The sequence below is a fragment of the Streptomyces sp. NPDC021749 genome (assembly GCF_040640655.1).
Classification (GTDB): domain Bacteria; phylum Actinomycetota; class Actinomycetes; order Streptomycetales; family Streptomycetaceae; genus Streptomyces.
Window position 1 is genome coordinate 104398 of the sequence record NZ_JBFACE010000008.1, and the last position, 15231, is coordinate 119628.

13 protein-coding genes and 2 tRNA genes are annotated in these 15231 nt (G+C 71.1%); 5 read left to right on the forward strand and 10 right to left on the reverse strand.

Annotation, left to right across the window (positions count from 1 at the left end):
- The first annotated feature begins 37 nt into the window (after positions 1–37).
- Complete coding sequence (locus tag AB0G35_RS10590; protein ID WP_360947131.1) at positions 38–439, forward strand: CBS domain-containing protein; 402 nt, start codon at positions 38–40, stop codon at positions 437–439.
- Between the two features lie 136 nt (positions 440–575).
- On the opposite strand, the gene AB0G35_RS10595 is transcribed toward AB0G35_RS10590, so the two are convergent.
- Entirely contained in the window at positions 576–2039 is a 1464-nt protein-coding gene (locus tag AB0G35_RS10595) for a catalase (RefSeq protein ID WP_360946887.1), read from the reverse strand.
- 159 nt (positions 2040–2198) lie between these two features.
- On the opposite strand from AB0G35_RS10595, the gene AB0G35_RS10600 reads away from it, so the two are divergent.
- The gene (locus AB0G35_RS10600) at positions 2199–2621 is read left to right on the forward strand and encodes a Fur family transcriptional regulator (protein ID WP_360946889.1); all 423 of its coding nucleotides are present in this window, start codon (positions 2199–2201) and stop codon (positions 2619–2621) included.
- 113 nt (positions 2622–2734) lie between these two features.
- On the opposite strand, the gene AB0G35_RS10605 is transcribed toward AB0G35_RS10600, so the two are convergent.
- The 4 genes from AB0G35_RS10605 to AB0G35_RS10620 form a co-directional block, all read right to left on the reverse strand.
- Positions 2735–2808, reverse strand: a tRNA-Met gene (locus tag AB0G35_RS10605).
- Between the two features lie 86 nt (positions 2809–2894).
- The gene (locus AB0G35_RS10610) at positions 2895–4745 is read right to left on the reverse strand and encodes a tetratricopeptide repeat protein (RefSeq protein WP_360946891.1); all 1851 of its coding nucleotides are present in this window, start codon (positions 4743–4745) and stop codon (positions 2895–2897) included.
- Between the two features lie 207 nt (positions 4746–4952).
- Positions 4953–5026: transfer RNA gene (locus AB0G35_RS10615), tRNA-Met, on the reverse strand.
- A 120-nt stretch (positions 5027–5146) separates the two neighbouring features.
- Positions 5147–8038: a UPF0182 family protein gene (locus AB0G35_RS10620; protein WP_360947134.1), complete on the reverse strand. Its 2892-nt coding sequence runs from the start codon at positions 8036–8038 to the stop codon at positions 5147–5149.
- 137 nt (positions 8039–8175) lie between these two features.
- Between AB0G35_RS10620 and AB0G35_RS10625 the strand changes: the two genes are divergently transcribed.
- Complete coding sequence (locus tag AB0G35_RS10625) at positions 8176–8739, forward strand: PPA1309 family protein (RefSeq protein WP_360946893.1); 564 nt, start codon at positions 8176–8178, stop codon at positions 8737–8739.
- 27 nt (positions 8740–8766) lie between these two features.
- Here the strand turns inward: AB0G35_RS10625 and AB0G35_RS10630 are convergent, their stop codons facing one another.
- From AB0G35_RS10630 to AB0G35_RS10645, 4 genes are all read right to left on the reverse strand, one after another.
- Positions 8767–9864 (reverse strand): PDZ domain-containing protein, encoded by a 1098-nt coding sequence (locus AB0G35_RS10630; RefSeq protein ID WP_360946895.1) that lies wholly within the window; start codon positions 9862–9864, stop codon positions 8767–8769.
- 125 nt (positions 9865–9989) lie between these two features.
- Complete coding sequence (locus tag AB0G35_RS10635; protein WP_360946897.1) at positions 9990–10181, reverse strand: hypothetical protein; 192 nt, start codon at positions 10179–10181, stop codon at positions 9990–9992.
- Positions 10182–10458: 277 nt separating this feature from the next.
- On the reverse strand, positions 10459–10938 hold the full coding sequence (locus AB0G35_RS10640; RefSeq protein WP_360946899.1) for a molybdenum cofactor biosynthesis protein MoaE: 480 nt from the start codon (positions 10936–10938) through the stop codon (positions 10459–10461).
- Between the two features lie 105 nt (positions 10939–11043).
- A complete protein-coding gene (locus AB0G35_RS10645) occupies positions 11044–12195 on the reverse strand; it encodes an SDR family oxidoreductase (RefSeq protein WP_360946901.1) in 1152 nt (383 codons plus the stop codon).
- 192 nt (positions 12196–12387) lie between these two features.
- Here AB0G35_RS10645 and AB0G35_RS10650 point away from each other — a divergent pair, with 192 nt between their 5' ends.
- Together AB0G35_RS10650 and AB0G35_RS10655 are read left to right on the forward strand one after the other, a co-directional pair.
- A complete protein-coding gene (locus AB0G35_RS10650) occupies positions 12388–13851 on the forward strand; it encodes a zinc-dependent metalloprotease (RefSeq protein WP_360946903.1) in 1464 nt (487 codons plus the stop codon).
- Positions 13848–14378, forward strand: coding sequence for an NUDIX hydrolase (locus tag AB0G35_RS10655; protein WP_360946905.1), 531 nt, complete (start codon positions 13848–13850; stop codon positions 14376–14378). Before AB0G35_RS10650 ends, AB0G35_RS10655 begins: the two co-directional genes overlap by 4 nt.
- Before the next feature lie 76 nt (positions 14379–14454).
- Here the strand turns inward: AB0G35_RS10655 and AB0G35_RS10660 are convergent, their stop codons facing one another.
- Positions 14455–15213, reverse strand: a complete 759-nt coding sequence (locus tag AB0G35_RS10660) for an AIM24 family protein (RefSeq protein ID WP_360946907.1) — start codon at positions 15211–15213, stop codon at positions 14455–14457.
- Between the last annotated feature and the right edge of the window lie 18 nt (positions 15214–15231).

Below are 15231 nucleotides of genomic sequence, written 5' to 3' on the forward strand. Positions count from 1 at the left end.
GGCGCATTCACCAAGGAGGTGGCTCCGCTCCATGCCCATGCACGTCAAAGACGCCATGAGCACGGTGGTCCTCACCATCGGACCCGCTCACACCCTCCGCCAGGCGGCCCAGCTGATGGCGGCCCGCCGCATCGGCTCGGCCGTGGTCCTCGACAGCGACAACAGCGGCATCGGCATCCTGACCGAGCGCGACATCCTCAACTCCCTTGGCGCGGGCGAGAATCCCGACCGGGAAACCGTGCACGCCCACACCACCCCGGACGTGGTCTTCGCCGCTCCGGACTGGACCCTCGACGACGCCGCGGACGCCATGGTGCGCGGCGGCTTCCGCCATCTGATCGTGCTGAACGACCACGGGCCGGTCGGCGTGGTCTCCGTCCGCGACATCATCCGCTGCTGGTCCACGGCCGGCGTACGGGCCGGCGCCGTCCCGGCCTGACCCCCGTCAGCCGTCCCTGATGAAGCGCCGGGCCCCTGGAGCCGGGCGCACGAAGAGGCCGGAGCCCCTTGGCGTCCGGCCTCCTCGGCTGTTACGGCAAGCGGCCGCCGAGCTGCCCCGAGGGGCCGTTCGGTGATCAGCCGCGCAGGGCCTGGACCGCGGCCTCCAGCCGCTTGCCGTAGTCCGCGTCCGCCGCGCGGAAGTTCTCGATCGCCCGCTGGGCGATGTCGTCGCGGGAGACCTTGGCGAGGAAGCCCGCCAGGTTGCCGATCAGGCGCTCCTTCTCGTCCTCCGACATCAGGCGGTAGAGGTTGCCGGCCTGGACGAAGTCGTCGTCCTCGGCGTGCGAGGGCGCGGCGTGCCCCCCGGTGGCACCGGTGACCGGGGCCGGCTGCCACAGCGGCCGACCCGTCTCCGCCGGGCCGCCGAAGCTGTTGGGCTCGTAGTTCTTCTGCCGGCCGTGGCGGCCGTCGTAGAGCACACCGTCCCGGCCGTGGCTGCGCGCCTCGGTGGCGTGCGGGCGGTTGACCGGCAGGTGGTCGGCGTTGATGCCGACGCGGTAGCGGTGCGCGTCGCCGTAGGCGAAGAGCCGGCCCTGGAGCATCTTGTCGGGGGACGGGCCGATGCCCGGCACGAAGTGGTGCGGGGAGAATATCGACTGCTCGACCTCGGCGAAGATGTTCTCCGGGTTGCGGTTGAGCTCCAGCTTGCCGATCTCGACGACCGGGTAGTCCGCGTGCGGCCAGACCTTGGTCAGGTCGAACGGGTTGAAGCGGTAGTTCGCGGCCTCGGCGGCGGGCATGATCTGCACACCGACGGTCCAGGTCGGGAACTCACCGCGCTCGATCGACTCGCGCAGGTCCCGCTGGTGGCTGTCCGGGTCCTCACCGGCGAGCCTGTTCGCCTCGGCCTGGGTGAGGTTCTTGATCCCCTGGTCGGTCTTGAAGTGGTACTTGACCCAGAAGACCTCACCGGCGGCGTTGTTCCACTGGAAGGTGTGCGAGCCGAAACCGTCCATGTGGCGGTACGAGGCCGGGATGCCGCGATCGCCGAACAGCCAGGTCACCTGGTGGGTGGACTCCGGGCTCAGCCCCCAGAAGTCCCAGACGTTGTCCGCCTCCTGCGAGCCGGTGTACGGGTCGCGCTTCTGGGTGTGGATGAAGTCGGGGAACTTGATGGCGTCCTTGATGAAGAAGATCGGGGTGTTGTTCCCGACGAGGTCGTAATTCCCCTCCTCCGTATAGAACTTCACCGCGAAGCCACGGGGGTCACGCACCGCGTCGGCCGCACCGAGGTTGCCCGCGACGGTGGAGAACCGCAGGAAGACCTCGGTCTGCTTGCCGATCTCGGAGAGGAACGCGGCCCGGGTGTACTTCGACGCATCGGCGGTGACCGTGAACGTGCCGTACGCGCCGGCGCCGCGGGCGTGCACGATGCGCTCCGGGATGCGCTCGCGGTTGAAGTGCGCGAGCTTCTCTATCAGGAGCTGGTCCTGGATCAGACCGGGGCCACCGATGCCCGCCGTCTCGCTGTTCTGGTTGTCCGCGACCGGAGCGCCGGCCTCCGTGGTCAGCGGTCCGCTGGTGCTCTCTACCGACACGTGCGCCTCCTGAAAAGTCTCTCCACCTGCCTGGGCTTGCGCCGTACCCGATCCTACATTGGACATTGTCTAAGTCAAGAAGAACCCGAAACCCATACCCGATCCGGTGATGGACGGTCGCTGGTACCCTTGGCACTATCTGACTGATAGGTGATTGGCATGAGTGACCTGCTGGAACGGCTCCGGGGACGCGGCTGGCGGCTGACCGCGCAGCGACGCGTCGTCGCCGAGGTCCTCGACGGGGACCACGTCCACTACACCGCCGACGAGGTGCACGCCCTGGCGGCCGACCGACTCCCCGAGATCTCCCGCGCCACGGTGTACAACACCCTCGGCGAGCTGGTCTCGCTCGGCGAGGTCATCGAGGTGAGCACGGACGGCCGCGCCAAGCGCTACGACCCCAACGCCCACCACGACCACCAGCACCTGGTCTGCTCGCAGTGCGGCACGATCCGCGACGTGCACGTCCAGGGTGACCCGCTCACCGCGCTCCCCGAGCCGGAGCGGTACGGCTTCCAGGTCTCCGAGGTCACCGTGACGTACCGGGGCATCTGCCCCACGTGCAGCGGCACCTCGCCCTGACGCACCGGTGGTCACCGGCCCGGCCGGTGACCACCCGGCAGCTGCCCCGCCGGGCGGATGCGCGCATACGACGAAGGCCCGGATTCCTGGGAATCCGGGCCTTCGCCTTGCAGTAGCGGGGACAGGATTTGAACCTGCGACCTCTGGGTTATGAGCCCAGCGAGCTACCGAGCTGCTCCACCCCGCGTCGTTGTGCCCTCACTCTAACCCGGGCCCGAGGACCGGTGCAAATTCCTTTCACCAGGTCGTTCGCACCGGTCCACCGGCCCGTCGCTACGCCGTCAGCTCGTCCTGCAACGCCGTACGCAGCCGTGCGGCGCGCTCGGCGACCTCCGGCGGACCCATCTCGACGGCGTGCGCGCACCAGCGCTGCGCCTCGGCGAGGGCCCCGCGGCGGGCCGCGAGCAGCGCCAGCCGCAGCGCCGCCCGGCCGTGGCCGGCCTCGGCGGCGCGCTGCCACCACAGGGCCGCCTCGGGCAGGCTGCCCTCACGGGCCAGCAGCAGTCCGAGGTTGAAGGCGCCGTTCCGGCTGCCCGCCTCGGCCGCCGTGCGGTACCAGTCGGCGGCCTCGACGACATCGCCCCGCGCCGCCGCGAACATGCCAACCCGTACCTGGGCGCGGCGGTGGCCCTGGCGGGCGGCCCGCTCGTACCACTCCATGCTCTCGTCCTCGGCCGTGCGGTCGCCGTCCGCCTGCCCCTCGCCGGCCGCCGAGGCCTGGCGGTCGAGCAGGTCGGCGAGCCGGAAGGCGGCCTCCGCGCTGCCGCCGCCGGCCGCGCAGCGCAGATTGCGCTCGGCGTCCTGCAGGTGGCCCTCCCGCAGCTGCACGATGGCCACCTGCAGCGCCGCGTCGGTGTGCCCGGCCGCGGCCGCCCGCTCGTACCAGGTGTGCGCGGTCCGTTCGTCGCCGCGGCTGGCGTAGAGGATGCCGAGGTTGAACGCGGCGTCCACGCTGCCCGCCTCGGCCGCCTTGGAGAACCACGGCTCGGCCCCCGAGGCGTCGCCGCGCTGCAGCAGCAGGATCGCCAGCGCGTTGGCGGCCTCCCGGTGCCCGGCGTAGGCGGCCCGGCGGTACCACTGCTCGCCGCGCCCCGGACGGCCCTGCTCGGCGCAGAGCAGGCCGATGTTGTAGGCGCCGTTGACGTCCCCGGCGTCCAGGGCGGCGCGGTACCAGCGCTCGGCGGTCTGCAGTTCACCGCGGTCGGCGTGGAGTGCGCCCAGCGCGTTGGCGGCGTTGCCGTCGCCGTCCTGGGCGGCCCGCCGCCACCATTCCGCGGCGCTCTCCTCGTCACCGGCGTCGCGCAGCAGGTAGCCCAGCGCACAGGCGGCGCGCGCCTCACCGTCCTTGGCGGCGGAGAGGTACCAGCGGCCCGCCTCCTGGACGTCGCCGCGGTCCTCCAGGAGCGCGCCGAGATGCAGCGCGGCCCTGCGGTGGCCGCGGGCGGCGGCCTGGCGGTACCACTGCTCGGCCTCCTCCTGCTGGGTCAGCTCGCCGTACGCGGGCACCGCCCGGCGATCGGCGTCGCGGCCGTCCTCGATGAGCCGGGCGAGGCGGTACGCGGCCTCGCGGTGGCCGCGCTCGGCAGCGGCCCGGAACCAGCGCTCGGCGCCGTCGTCACCGCGGTGTTCGAGCAGGTCGGCGAGGGCGTACGCGCCCAGGCAGTGGCCGGACTCGGCGGACTGGCGCAGCCAGTACTCGGCGGCCGGCTCGTCGCCGCGCTCGCGGTAGTGGCGGCCGAGGGCGTGCGCGGCGGCGGCGGACCCGGCGACGGCGGCGATCCGCCACCAGCCGGCCGCCTCGTCCCCGTAGCCGCGCTGGTGGAGGAGGACGCCGAGGTTGTTGGCCGCGGCGCGGTCCCCGGTGGCGGCCGCGGACCGCAGATGCGGCTCGGCGCCGTCGAGGTCACCGCGGCGCAGCAGCATCGCGCCCAGGGCGCTCATCGCGGCGGGGTCGCCCGCCTCGGCGGCCCGGCGGTGGCCGGACTCGGTCACGGCATCGGACGCCTCGGCGGCCTCCGCGGCCTCCATCGCGTCGATCTGCAGCTCGGATTCGCGCCCGTCGTCGGGCGCATGCACAAACCGGTCCGTCTCCAACAACCTTGCCTTGTCCCCCATAAGACCCATCGTCGCATCACCTGTAACCCGCGTACACCTGGTATACCGCAGCCAGTGAGGTCACTTCAGCGGTTTGTCGACTTCCCGACACGACGACATGTCAAACTCAAGCACACAGGTTCCCTACACGCGCAGTGCGACCCGGCTTTCTCTCCGGATCGGGTGAACACATGACGAAGGCCCGGATCCTTGAGGATCCAGGCCTTCGACCTTCAGTAGCGGGGACAGGATTTGAACCTGCGACCTCTGGGTTATGAGCCCAGCGAGCTACCGAGCTGCTCCACCCCGCGTCGTTGTGCCGTCAATCTATCACGATCCCGCACGGTCTGCGCACGGGCCCCCGAAGCGGCGCGGCCCCGCGGCAACCGGTGCGTACCGGCTGCCGCGGGGCCCTGCGCTCCGCCGGGAGGTCAGCTGCCCGGCTTGCCGGCCTTCCGGGCGGCCTCGGCGGCCCGGTCCAGCGCCGCCTTGAGCTTCTTCTTCGCCTCGTCGTACCCCGCCAGGTCACGCTGCCCGAGGGCCTTCTCGCCCTCCTCGTACGCCTTCTCGGCGTCGGCCAGCGCCTGCTGCACGGTCTGGTCGGACGGCGGCTGCTTGCCCGTGTCGCCGCCCGGCGGTTTCTCCGTTCCGGAGCTGGCCGCCTTCTTGCCGAAGACCACGTCCAGCGCGTCCTTCAGGGAGTCCTCCAGGACCGGCTTGCCGTCGCCGTAGCTCACCAACACCTTCTTCAGCAACGGGTAGTTGGTGTTGGCACCGCGCAGGTACACCGGTTCGACGTAGAGCAGGCCGCCGTCCAGCGGCACGGTCAGCAGATTGCCGTACTCGATCTCCGAGTCGCCGAACTTCTTGAGGACGTTGAGTTCGTTGGCGATGACCGGATCGGAGTTGAACTTCGACTGCACCAGCTGCGGGCCGGGCACCGGTGTCTCCGACGGCAGCTTCAGCAGTCTGATCCTGCCGTAGTCACCGCTGGTCGCGTTGGCGTCGACCGCCATGAAAGCGCCCAGGTTCTGCCGCTTGTTGGGCGTGAAGGTCGTCGTCAGCGAGAAGGACCGGTCCTTCTGGTCCGGCATCTTCATGCTCAGGTAGTACGGCGGTACCGCGTTGCCCGACTTGGTGGTCGGGTCGCTGGGGATCTGCCAGCGCTCGGAGCCGGTGTAGAAGGTCCCCGGGTCCGTGACGTGGTACGTGGTCAGCAGCTGGCGCTGCACCTTGAACAGGTCCTGCGGGTAGCGCAGGTGCTCCTTCAGCGACGGGCTGATCGCGCTCTTCTTCTCGACCGTGCCGGGGAACGCCTTCATCCAGGTCTTGAGGACCGGGTCCTTCTCGTCCCACTGGTAGAGCTTGACCGAGCCGTCGTAGGCGTCCACCGTCGCCTTGACGGAGTTGCGGATGTAGTTGACCTGGTTCTGCTGGGCCACCACCGCCCGCTGGCCGTCGGTGAGCGAATCGGCCGTGGTGTCCCCGAGCGTGGTGCGCGAGGCGTACGGATAGCCGTTGCTGGTGGTGTAGGCGTCCACGATCCACTTGATCCGGCCGTCGATGACCGCCGGATAGGCGTCGCCGTCGATGGTCAGCCACGGGGCGACGGATTCGACGCGCTCCTTCGGCGTGCGGTTGTACAGGATCCGCGAGTGGTCGCCGATCGCGCCGGAGTAGAGGATCTGCGGCTCCCCGAAGGCCACGGCGTAGGCCGCGCGGTTGACCGGATTGGCGAGGCTGACGCCGCTGTTGCCCCGGTAGCTGTAGCCCTTCTCGTTGCCGTTGTGGGAGTAGTCCAGCTCCTGCTGCGGGCCGCCGACGATGGAGTACTGCGTGGTCTTCTCGCCGTAGTACACCCGCTGCTGGTACGGCTTCGCGCTCAGCTGACCCTTGGCGGGCAGGCCGGACTCGGTGTACTTGGGGCCGCCGCCCTCGCCGGTCTCGGTCCCCTTGGCCGCGACCACGCCGTGGCCGTGGGTGTACTTGAAGTGGTCGTTGATCCAGTTGCGCTCGGGAATCCCGGCGATGTTCAGCTCGCGCAGACCGATGACGGTGTCCTGCTCGGCGCCGTCCTGGTCCTTGTACCGGTCGACGTCGAGCGTGGAGGGGAACTGGTAGTACCCCTTGACCTGCTGCTGTTGCTGGAAGGCCGGCGAGACCACGTTCGGGTCGAGCAGCCGCATGCTGGCGGTGGCGTCGGCGTCGTCGCGCAGCCGCCGGCCGTCGTCCTTGCCGGTGGGCTTGTAATTGCCCTTATAGGGCGTGACCTCAGCGTCCTGGATGTCGTACGCGTCCCGGGTCGCCTTGATGTTCTGCTTGATGTACGGCGCTTCCTTGGCCTGCTCGTTGGGCTGGACCTGGAACTTCTGCACGATCGCCGGATACAGCCCGCCGATCAGGATCGCGGAGAGCACCATCAGGCCGAAGCCGATCACCGGCAGCTGCCACGTACGCCGCCACAGGGTCGCGAAGAACAGCACCGCGCAGATCGCCGCGATGAAGAACAGGATGGTCTTCGCCGGGAGATAGGCGTTGGCGTCCACGTACCGCAGACCCGTCCAGTTGTCGGCCGACTTCAGACCGCTGGACTTGACCGCGAGGCCGTACCGGTCGAGCCAGTACGCGATCGCCTTGAGCGAGACGAAGATGCCCAGCAGCACCGACAGATGGCCGGTGGCGGCGGCGGTCGCCCGGGAACCGGGGCTGGTCAGCCGCAGCCCGCCGTAGAGGTAGTGGGTCAGCGCCGCGGCAACCAGGGACAGCACCGCGGCGGCGAAGCCGAAGCTCAACAGGAAGCGGTACCAGGGCAGATCGAACGCGTAGAACGCGACGTCCATGCCGAACTGCGGGTCCTTCGTGCCGAACGGCACGCCGTTGACCCACTGCAGCCACGTACGCCACTCACCGGACGCGGACGCGCCGGCGATCAGGCCGACCACGGCCGCGATCGCGATCAGCGCCCACTTCTTGAAGGGCGCGACGCCCATGCGGTAGCGGTCCAGGCTCTGCTGCTCCATGGACATCGCGCTGAGCGGCGGGCGCAGCCGGTGCGCCAGCCAGATGTTGACGCCGACGGCCACCGCCATCACGACGCCGAAGGCGAAGAACAGACCGATCTTGGTCCACAGGGTCGTGGTGAAGACCGAGGAGTAATGGACCGAGCGGTACCAGAGCCAGTCGGTCCAGAACCCCGCGAACATCACGAAGAGCATGGCCAGCACGGCCAGCACGCCCAAGGTCATGAGCAGGGTCCGGACCCGCCGCGACGGTCGGCCGACTCTGATCCGTGGCCCGGACGGGCCTCCGCCGCGGTCCGGCATCTGGAAAGCCAAGGTGCGCACCTCGAAGTTTCGCTGTCGTGTGGAGCAGGCCCGGCGATAGTAGGACCCACTGATGCAACTTACGAAGGCTTTACCCGGTTCCCGATTTCGGGGGTGGACAAGGCACGATGTTGAGCATGACTGACATCCCCGGCTCTCCCGCTTCCGGCACTCCCCTCGCCGCCGACCCTCTGACCCGCGCGGTGCTCGAAATCGACGAGTACAGCGCCGGCCTCGGCTGGGACCAGCCGGCCCGACTGTTCGCCCTCGTCGACACCGCCAAGCTGCGCGAGCAGGAGCCCTCGCTCGCCGAGCAGCTCGGCATCGACGACTCCACCACCGCTTCCCTGACCCCCGTGGAGCAGGACGAGATCTCCGCGGACGTGCCGCTGGACGAGTTCCTCGCCACCATCGCCTGGCCGGACGCCGTCACCGGCTGCGCGCTGACCGTGGAACGGCTGATGCTGCCGCCGTCCGCCGAGGACGCCGAGCCCGAGGGCATGGACGAGACGCAGCTCGCCAAGTGGGTCGCCCAGCACCCGGACCGCGAGGAGGTCCGGATGACGGTGGCCGTGCTGCGCGACGGCCGGCGCGAGTCGGCGCTGCGGCTGCGCTCGAAGGACTCCGCCTCCGAGGTGCTCACCGGCGCGGCGCTGGTGCCCGGCCTGGCCGACGCGCTCGCCGCGACCTTCGAGGGCTGACCCGGCGGCGGCCCCGGGGCCGGACGCCTACGACCGGCCTGCCGGGCTGCAGCTCGGCAGGCCGTCGGTGTCGCCCTTGCTGATCTTCTGCAGTGCCTTGACGGCGTCGCCTATCGTGCCGACCTTGACCAGGCGCAGGCCGGCCGGTATGTCCTTGGCGGCGGTGGCACAGTTGTCCTTGGGCGTCAGGAAGAACTCCGCGCCCTTGTCGCGGGCACCGACCGTCTTCATCGAAATCCCGCCGATCGGGCCGACCTTGCCGTTGTCGTCGATCGTGCCCGTGCCTGCCACGAACCGGCCGCCGGTCATGTTGCCCGGGGTGAGCTTGTCGACGATGCCCAGCGCGAACATCAGCCCGGCGCTCGGCCCGCCGACGTCGGCCAGCTTGACGTCGATGGGGAACGGGAAGATGTGGTCGACGCCGGCCTGGATGCCCACGATGGCCCGGCCGTCCTCGGCCTTCTGCGTCGGGATGGTGATCTGCCGCGCGCCCGTCGCGGGCTTCTTGCCCTGCTTCTCCGCCGCGGCCGCGTCCTTGGCGGGGATGATCGTGAAGACGGCCTTCTCGCCCGGCTTGTGCTTCGTGACGAGCTTGGCGACGTCGCCGCTCCGCTTGACCGCGGTGCCGTCCACGGCCCTGATCACGTCACCGGCGTGCAGCAGTCCGTCGGCCGGCTTGTCCTTGACGACGGAGGCGACCACGGTCTGGGTGGCGACCGGGATGTGCAGCTGGCCCAGCGCGGCGGTCTTGGCGCTCTCCTGGGACTGGGTGAACTCCTCGGCGTTCTCCTGGTCGGCCTGCTCGGCCGTCTGCCCCTCGGGGTAGAGCGTCTTGTGCGGGACCACGGCGTTGTCGTGGTCGAGCCAGCCGTAGACCGCCTCCAGGAGGTTCATCCGGTAGTCGGGGCCGGTGACGCGGACCGTGGTCATGTTGAGGTGACCGGTCGTCGGGTACGTCTTGCGCCCGGAGATCTGCAGCACTGCTTCGCCGTTGTGCTCACCGAGCGTGTTGACCGTCGGGCCGGGCGACATCTCGGCGTACGGCACGGGGATCAGCACTCCCGCGCAGAGCAGCGCGATCAGCATCAGGATCGAGGCGAGCAGCGTCGCGGTGCGGCGTGGCATGGAACGACAGTACGGGACGAGTATGACAACCGGCCCGCGGGGCCGTCCGCACGAGGTCGAACGCGCGTCCGCACGCGGGGGCGCCGGGCGCGGCGGCGCTTGCTACTGCGTACGGGTGAGCGGTCTCAGGCCGAGTCCGAGGCGGCCGGGGCGGGGTCCGGAACGGAATGCTGCTTCTCCATCGCGTCGCGGAACCGGGCGTAGCCGGCGAGTTCCGCGACGTCCCCGGTCTTGCGGTTCCGCAGGGCCCAGCTGCTCCACACCGCGGCGACCAGCCCGGCACCCACCGGAATCAGCAACCAGAGGAGCGCACCCATCAGCGACCTCCCTACCCCTTGTACGACCGCAATCGACGAATAAGCAGATTAACCATCTGCCAGGTCAACGCTCACGCGAGGGGGCCGGTTACGCAACCGGAACCCCCGCGCTCTCAAGAAGCGCCTACCCGCCCTGCCGCCACCCGACCCCACCCCAGAAGACAGCGCGCTACGCGCCGACCCGCCCTCCCGTCACCCGACCTCCACCCCCAGAAGACGGCGCTACGCGCCGACCCGCCCTCCCGTCACCCGACCTCCACCCCCAGAAGACGGCGCGCTACGCGCCGACCCATTCCTGGGTTCCATCCGCGAACGTCTGGTGTTTCCAGATGGGCACCTCGTGCTTGAGGTCGTCGATCAGCTTGCGGCAGGCGTCGAAGGCCTCGCCGCGGTGCGGGCAGGACACCGCGACGACCACCGCCAGGTCCCCGATCCGCAGATCTCCCACCCGGTGGACGGCGGCCAGCGCCCGTACGGGGAAGTCGGCGATCACCTTCTCGGCGATCCGGCGCATCTCCGCCTCGGCCGTCGGGTGCGCGGAGTAGCCCAGGGCGTCGACGTCGGCGCCGTTGTCGTGCGAGCGGACCGTGCCGACGAACAGGGCGGTCCCGCCGGCCGCCGCATCGCCCACGGCGGCGAACACCTCGTCCACGGACAGCGGGGTGTCGCGGATCGCCAGGAGCCGGATCGGGTCCGCCGCGGCGCGCTCACCGGGGTGGTCGCGGCCGGGCGTCGAGGAAGAGGGCGTGCCAGACATACCCCCATCGTGCCGTACCCGGGGAGCGCCGGGGAATGGCCGGATCCGCCGGGCGTCCCGGCACCGGTATGGAGACTCCTCCAGTACGCGTCCCGGGCGCCCCCGTCAGATACGGCGGCGGGCCTTGCGGGCGCGCCGTACCAGCGCGGCGGTGCCCAGCAGGGCGACGGTGGCGCCGGCCGCGCCCGCGGCGGTGGCGTCCTTGCGGCCCAGCCGGCGGCCGGCGACGGTGTGCCGTCCCGCCACCTCTTCGAGGAGCTCGGCGAGCACCTGCTCGTTCGTCCACTTCGGCCGCCAGCCCGCCTCGTGCAGCCGGCTGCCGCTGACCACCCAGGGGTGCATGGTGTACGCGAGGTCCCCGGCGGGCGACGGCGTCAGCCCGATCCGGTGCAGACGGGCCGCCGCGCCCAGCGCCACGGAGGACGGCAGCTCCATCCGCCGGATACCGGAGAGCTCCTCGACCTCCTCCTGCTCCAGCCAGCCGTCGCAGCCCACCGCCAGCTCGCCGTCGACCTTCTCCAGCGCGGCGTGCTCCAGCGCGCTGACCAGGTCCTCGACATGGCAGAACTGCCAGGCGGGCCGCGATCCGGCGACGACCAGGAGGCGGGGCGATTCGAAGTACCGGGTCAGCGCGGTGTCGGTGCCGCCCACCAGGACAGCGGGGCGCAGCACGGTGACGTTCAGGCCGGGGTGGGCGCGGGGTGCGCGGCGGGCCAGGTGCTCGATCTCCAGGAGGTCGCCGACGCCGGTGGCGTCCGCGGTGGCCCGCAGCTCGGCGTCCTCGGCCAGCGGCACGTCGTTGTCGGGCAGCGCCCCGTAGACCATGGCGGAGGTGCACAGCACCACCCGGTGGATGCCGGCGGCCGCGGCGGCGGTGAGCACGGTCTGGGTGCCGCGCACGTTGTAGGCGGTGCGGGCGGTGGCGTCGGTCTCCAGGTCGAGGTCGAGCGCCAGGTGGACGACGACGTCCGCGCCGCGCAGTTTGTCCGCGATGGCCGGATCGCGCACGTCCAGTACGTGCCACTGCGCCTCGGCGATGTCGCCGCGCCGCTCGTCGATCGCCACCACCCCCTTGACCTCGTCGGACGCGACGAGGGCGCGGGTGAGCAGCGCGCCGACCCCGGACGCGGCTCCGGTGACGGCGACGACGGGTCGGCGCAGTGGCCGGTCCGCGGCGCCGCCGGAGGCGTCGTCCGTCGTCTCGGTCGGGGCGGCAGCGTTTCGCGCTGCGCGAACGGTCGGATCTGGGGAACTCACCGGGCGTCTCCAGCGGTTGTCTTCAGTGCGGGCACGTACTGACGCGTCCGCACCAGGTGGCGTCCATCCTGCCCCAGCCACCGGGACGGCGAAGCACCGAGCCCCGAAGCGGTCCGGGTGTCTACGCTGGAGGTGATGTCGGGCAGTCGCCGTCGGCCACCTGGTCGGCGGCCCTACGAGCCGAGGAAACCCGTGAGTGACACCCCATTCGGATTCGGCCTTCCGCCGGAGGAGCCGGAGGACGGCGACAACGGCAAGCAGAAGGGCGGCCAGGGAGGTAGCCAGGGCCCCGCGAACCCGTTCGGGTTCGGCGGCGGGAGCGGCGGCGCGGACAATCCGTTCGCGGCGCTCTTCGGCGGCATGGGCGGTCCCGGCGGCGAGATGAACCCCGGCGATCTGGGCGCCGCCTTCCAGCGCCTGGGCCAGATGCTCTCCTACGAGGGCGGCCCGGTGAACTGGGACATGGCCAAGGACATCGCGCGCCAGACGGTCGCGCAGGGCGCCGAGGACGGCAGCAAGGACGCGAGCGTCGCGCCGGGCGAGCGGAGTGCCGTCCAGGACGCCGTGCGGCTGGCCGACCTGTGGCTGGACGGTGTGACGTCCCTGCCGTCCGGCTCCGCCTCCGTGGTGGCCTGGAGCCGCGCCGAGTGGGTCGAGGAGACCCTGCCGGTGTGGAAGGACCTGGTCAACCCGCTCGCCGAGCGCGTCGGGTCGGCGATGGGCGAGGTGCTGCCCGGCGAGATGCAGGCCATGGCGGGCCCGCTGCTCGGGATGATGCGCTCCATGGGCGGCGCGATGTTCGGCACCCAGATCGGGCAGGCGCTGGGTGTCCTGGCGAGCGAGGTCGTCGGTTCCACGGACATCGGCCTGCCGCTGGGCCCGGCCGGCAGGGCGGCGCTGTTGCCGAAGAACGTCGCCTCCTTCGGCGAGGGCCTCGGCGTGGCCGAGGAGGAGGTGCGGCTCTACCTGGCCCTGCGGGAGGCCGCCCATCAGCGGCTCTTCGCGCATGTGCCGTGGCTGCGCTCGCATCTCTTCGGTGCCGTCGAGGGCTACGCCCGCGGCATCAAGGTCGACACGACCAAGCTGGAGGACGTGGTCGGGCAGATCGACCCGCAGCACCCCGAGGAGCTGCAGAACGCCCTGCAGCAGGGCATGTTCCAGCCCGAGGACACCCCGGAGCAGAAGGCCGCGCTGGCGCGTCTGGAGACCGCGCTGGCGCTCGTCGAGGGCTGGGTGGACGCGGTGGTGCACGCCGCCGCCAAGCCGCATCTGCCGTCGGCGGACAAGCTCCGCGAGACCCTGCGTCGCCGCCGGGCCAGCGGTGGCCCCGCCGAGCAGACGTTCTCCACGCTGATCGGCCTGCAGTTGCGTCCGCGCCGGCTGCGGGACGCCTCGCGGCTGTGGGCGTCGCTCACCGACGCCCGGGGCCTCGACGGCCGGGACAGCCTGTGGGAGCACCCGGACATGCTGCCGACGGCGGCCGACCTCGACGACCCGGACGGCTTCGTCCACCACGAGCAGATGGACTTCTCCGAGCTCGACAAGATGCTCGGCGAGGCCGCCGGCGGCGGGAAGACCGAACCGGGCGCCGCCCCCAAGGAGGGCGACGGTCCGGACGCCGCCCCCGGTGAGGGCAAGGGTGACGGCGACCGGTGAGCCTGCACGAGGACGCGGCGCGGGTGCTCAAGGAGTGGCCCGCGCCCTCGCTGGATCAGGAGCAGCTGCGGCTGGACTACCTCGACCACCTCGCCGCCCATCCGGACGGCATGTGGAAGCCCTGCAAGGACGGACACCTCACCGCGAGTGCGCTGGTGATCGACCCGGTGGGCGGCCGGGTGCTGCTCACGCTCCACCGCAAGCTGGAGATGTGGCTGCAGATGGGCGGCCACTGCGAGCCGGAGGACGCCTCGCTGGCGGACGCGGCGCTGCGTGAGGCGCGGGAGGAGTCCGGGATCGCCCGCGGACTGACCCTGCTGGCCGGCGGCCCCGTGCGACTGGACCGCCACCGGACGCCCTGCGCGGTGCATCTGGACGTCCAGTACGCGGCGCTGGCGCCCGAGGGCGCGGTGGCCGAGATCAGTGACGAGTCGCTGGACCTGCGGTGGTTCGGCTACGACGAGGTGCCGGCCGTGGCCGACACGTCGGTGGTGCGCCTGGTGGAGCGCACCCGCGCCCTGCTCTGACGGGCCGTCAAGGTCCGTCACGGCCGACGCCCGCCCCCTTTGGAGGGACGGGCGTCGGACCGGCGTGGCACGGGCGTCAGTTGGTGAAGATGTTGCCCTGGTTGGCGCCCCGGGCGCCCTGCTGGCCCATCCCGAACTGGGCGGCCAGGCCGGAGCCGATGACGGCGTTCTGCGGCGGCAGCAGCTCGCTGGGCTGGACCAGCGCGTACCCCTGCCCGAGGAAGCTCAGCTCCCAGCCCTCGCCGGTGTTGCCGCGCCGCCGCCAGACACCCGAGGAGTGCGTCTGCGCCTGCATCTGGACGCGCAGCGACGCGGACCAGGCGACCACCGCGTCGGCGTCGGCATTGACGTACTTGTCGGGCGTGACCTGCAGCATCAGCGGCTGGCCGGAGGTCATCAGGGCGACCTTGCCCTGTCCGGTGATGTTGAGCTGGTACTTGCCGGTGCCCGAGATGCCGTACTGGCTGTCGACCGAGACGACCTCCCAGTGGAGGCCGGAGTCCAGCGCCAGGACGTAGGCGCTGTCGACGGTCAGGCCGTCGTGGTCGACGTCGACGACGTGCACGTACTGGGCGAGGTTGGCCAGATAGACGGTGCCCTGCCCGGAGACCCGCATCAGGTCGAGGCCCTCGCCGGAGTAGGCGCGGGCCCGCTGCTGGCCGGGCGTGGTGTAGTTGACGTCGAATTCCAGCAGCCCCTGATAGGCGACCATGCTGCCCTTACGGGCGAGGACGTCGTCGTGGCCCGTCAGGGCGACCCGCAGCAGCTGGCTGTTCTGCAGGGCGTAGCGGTCCTGGGTCTGTGCCTCGGTGAAGGCGAAAAGCGGACTCTGCATGGCGTGTTCGGTCCTCCC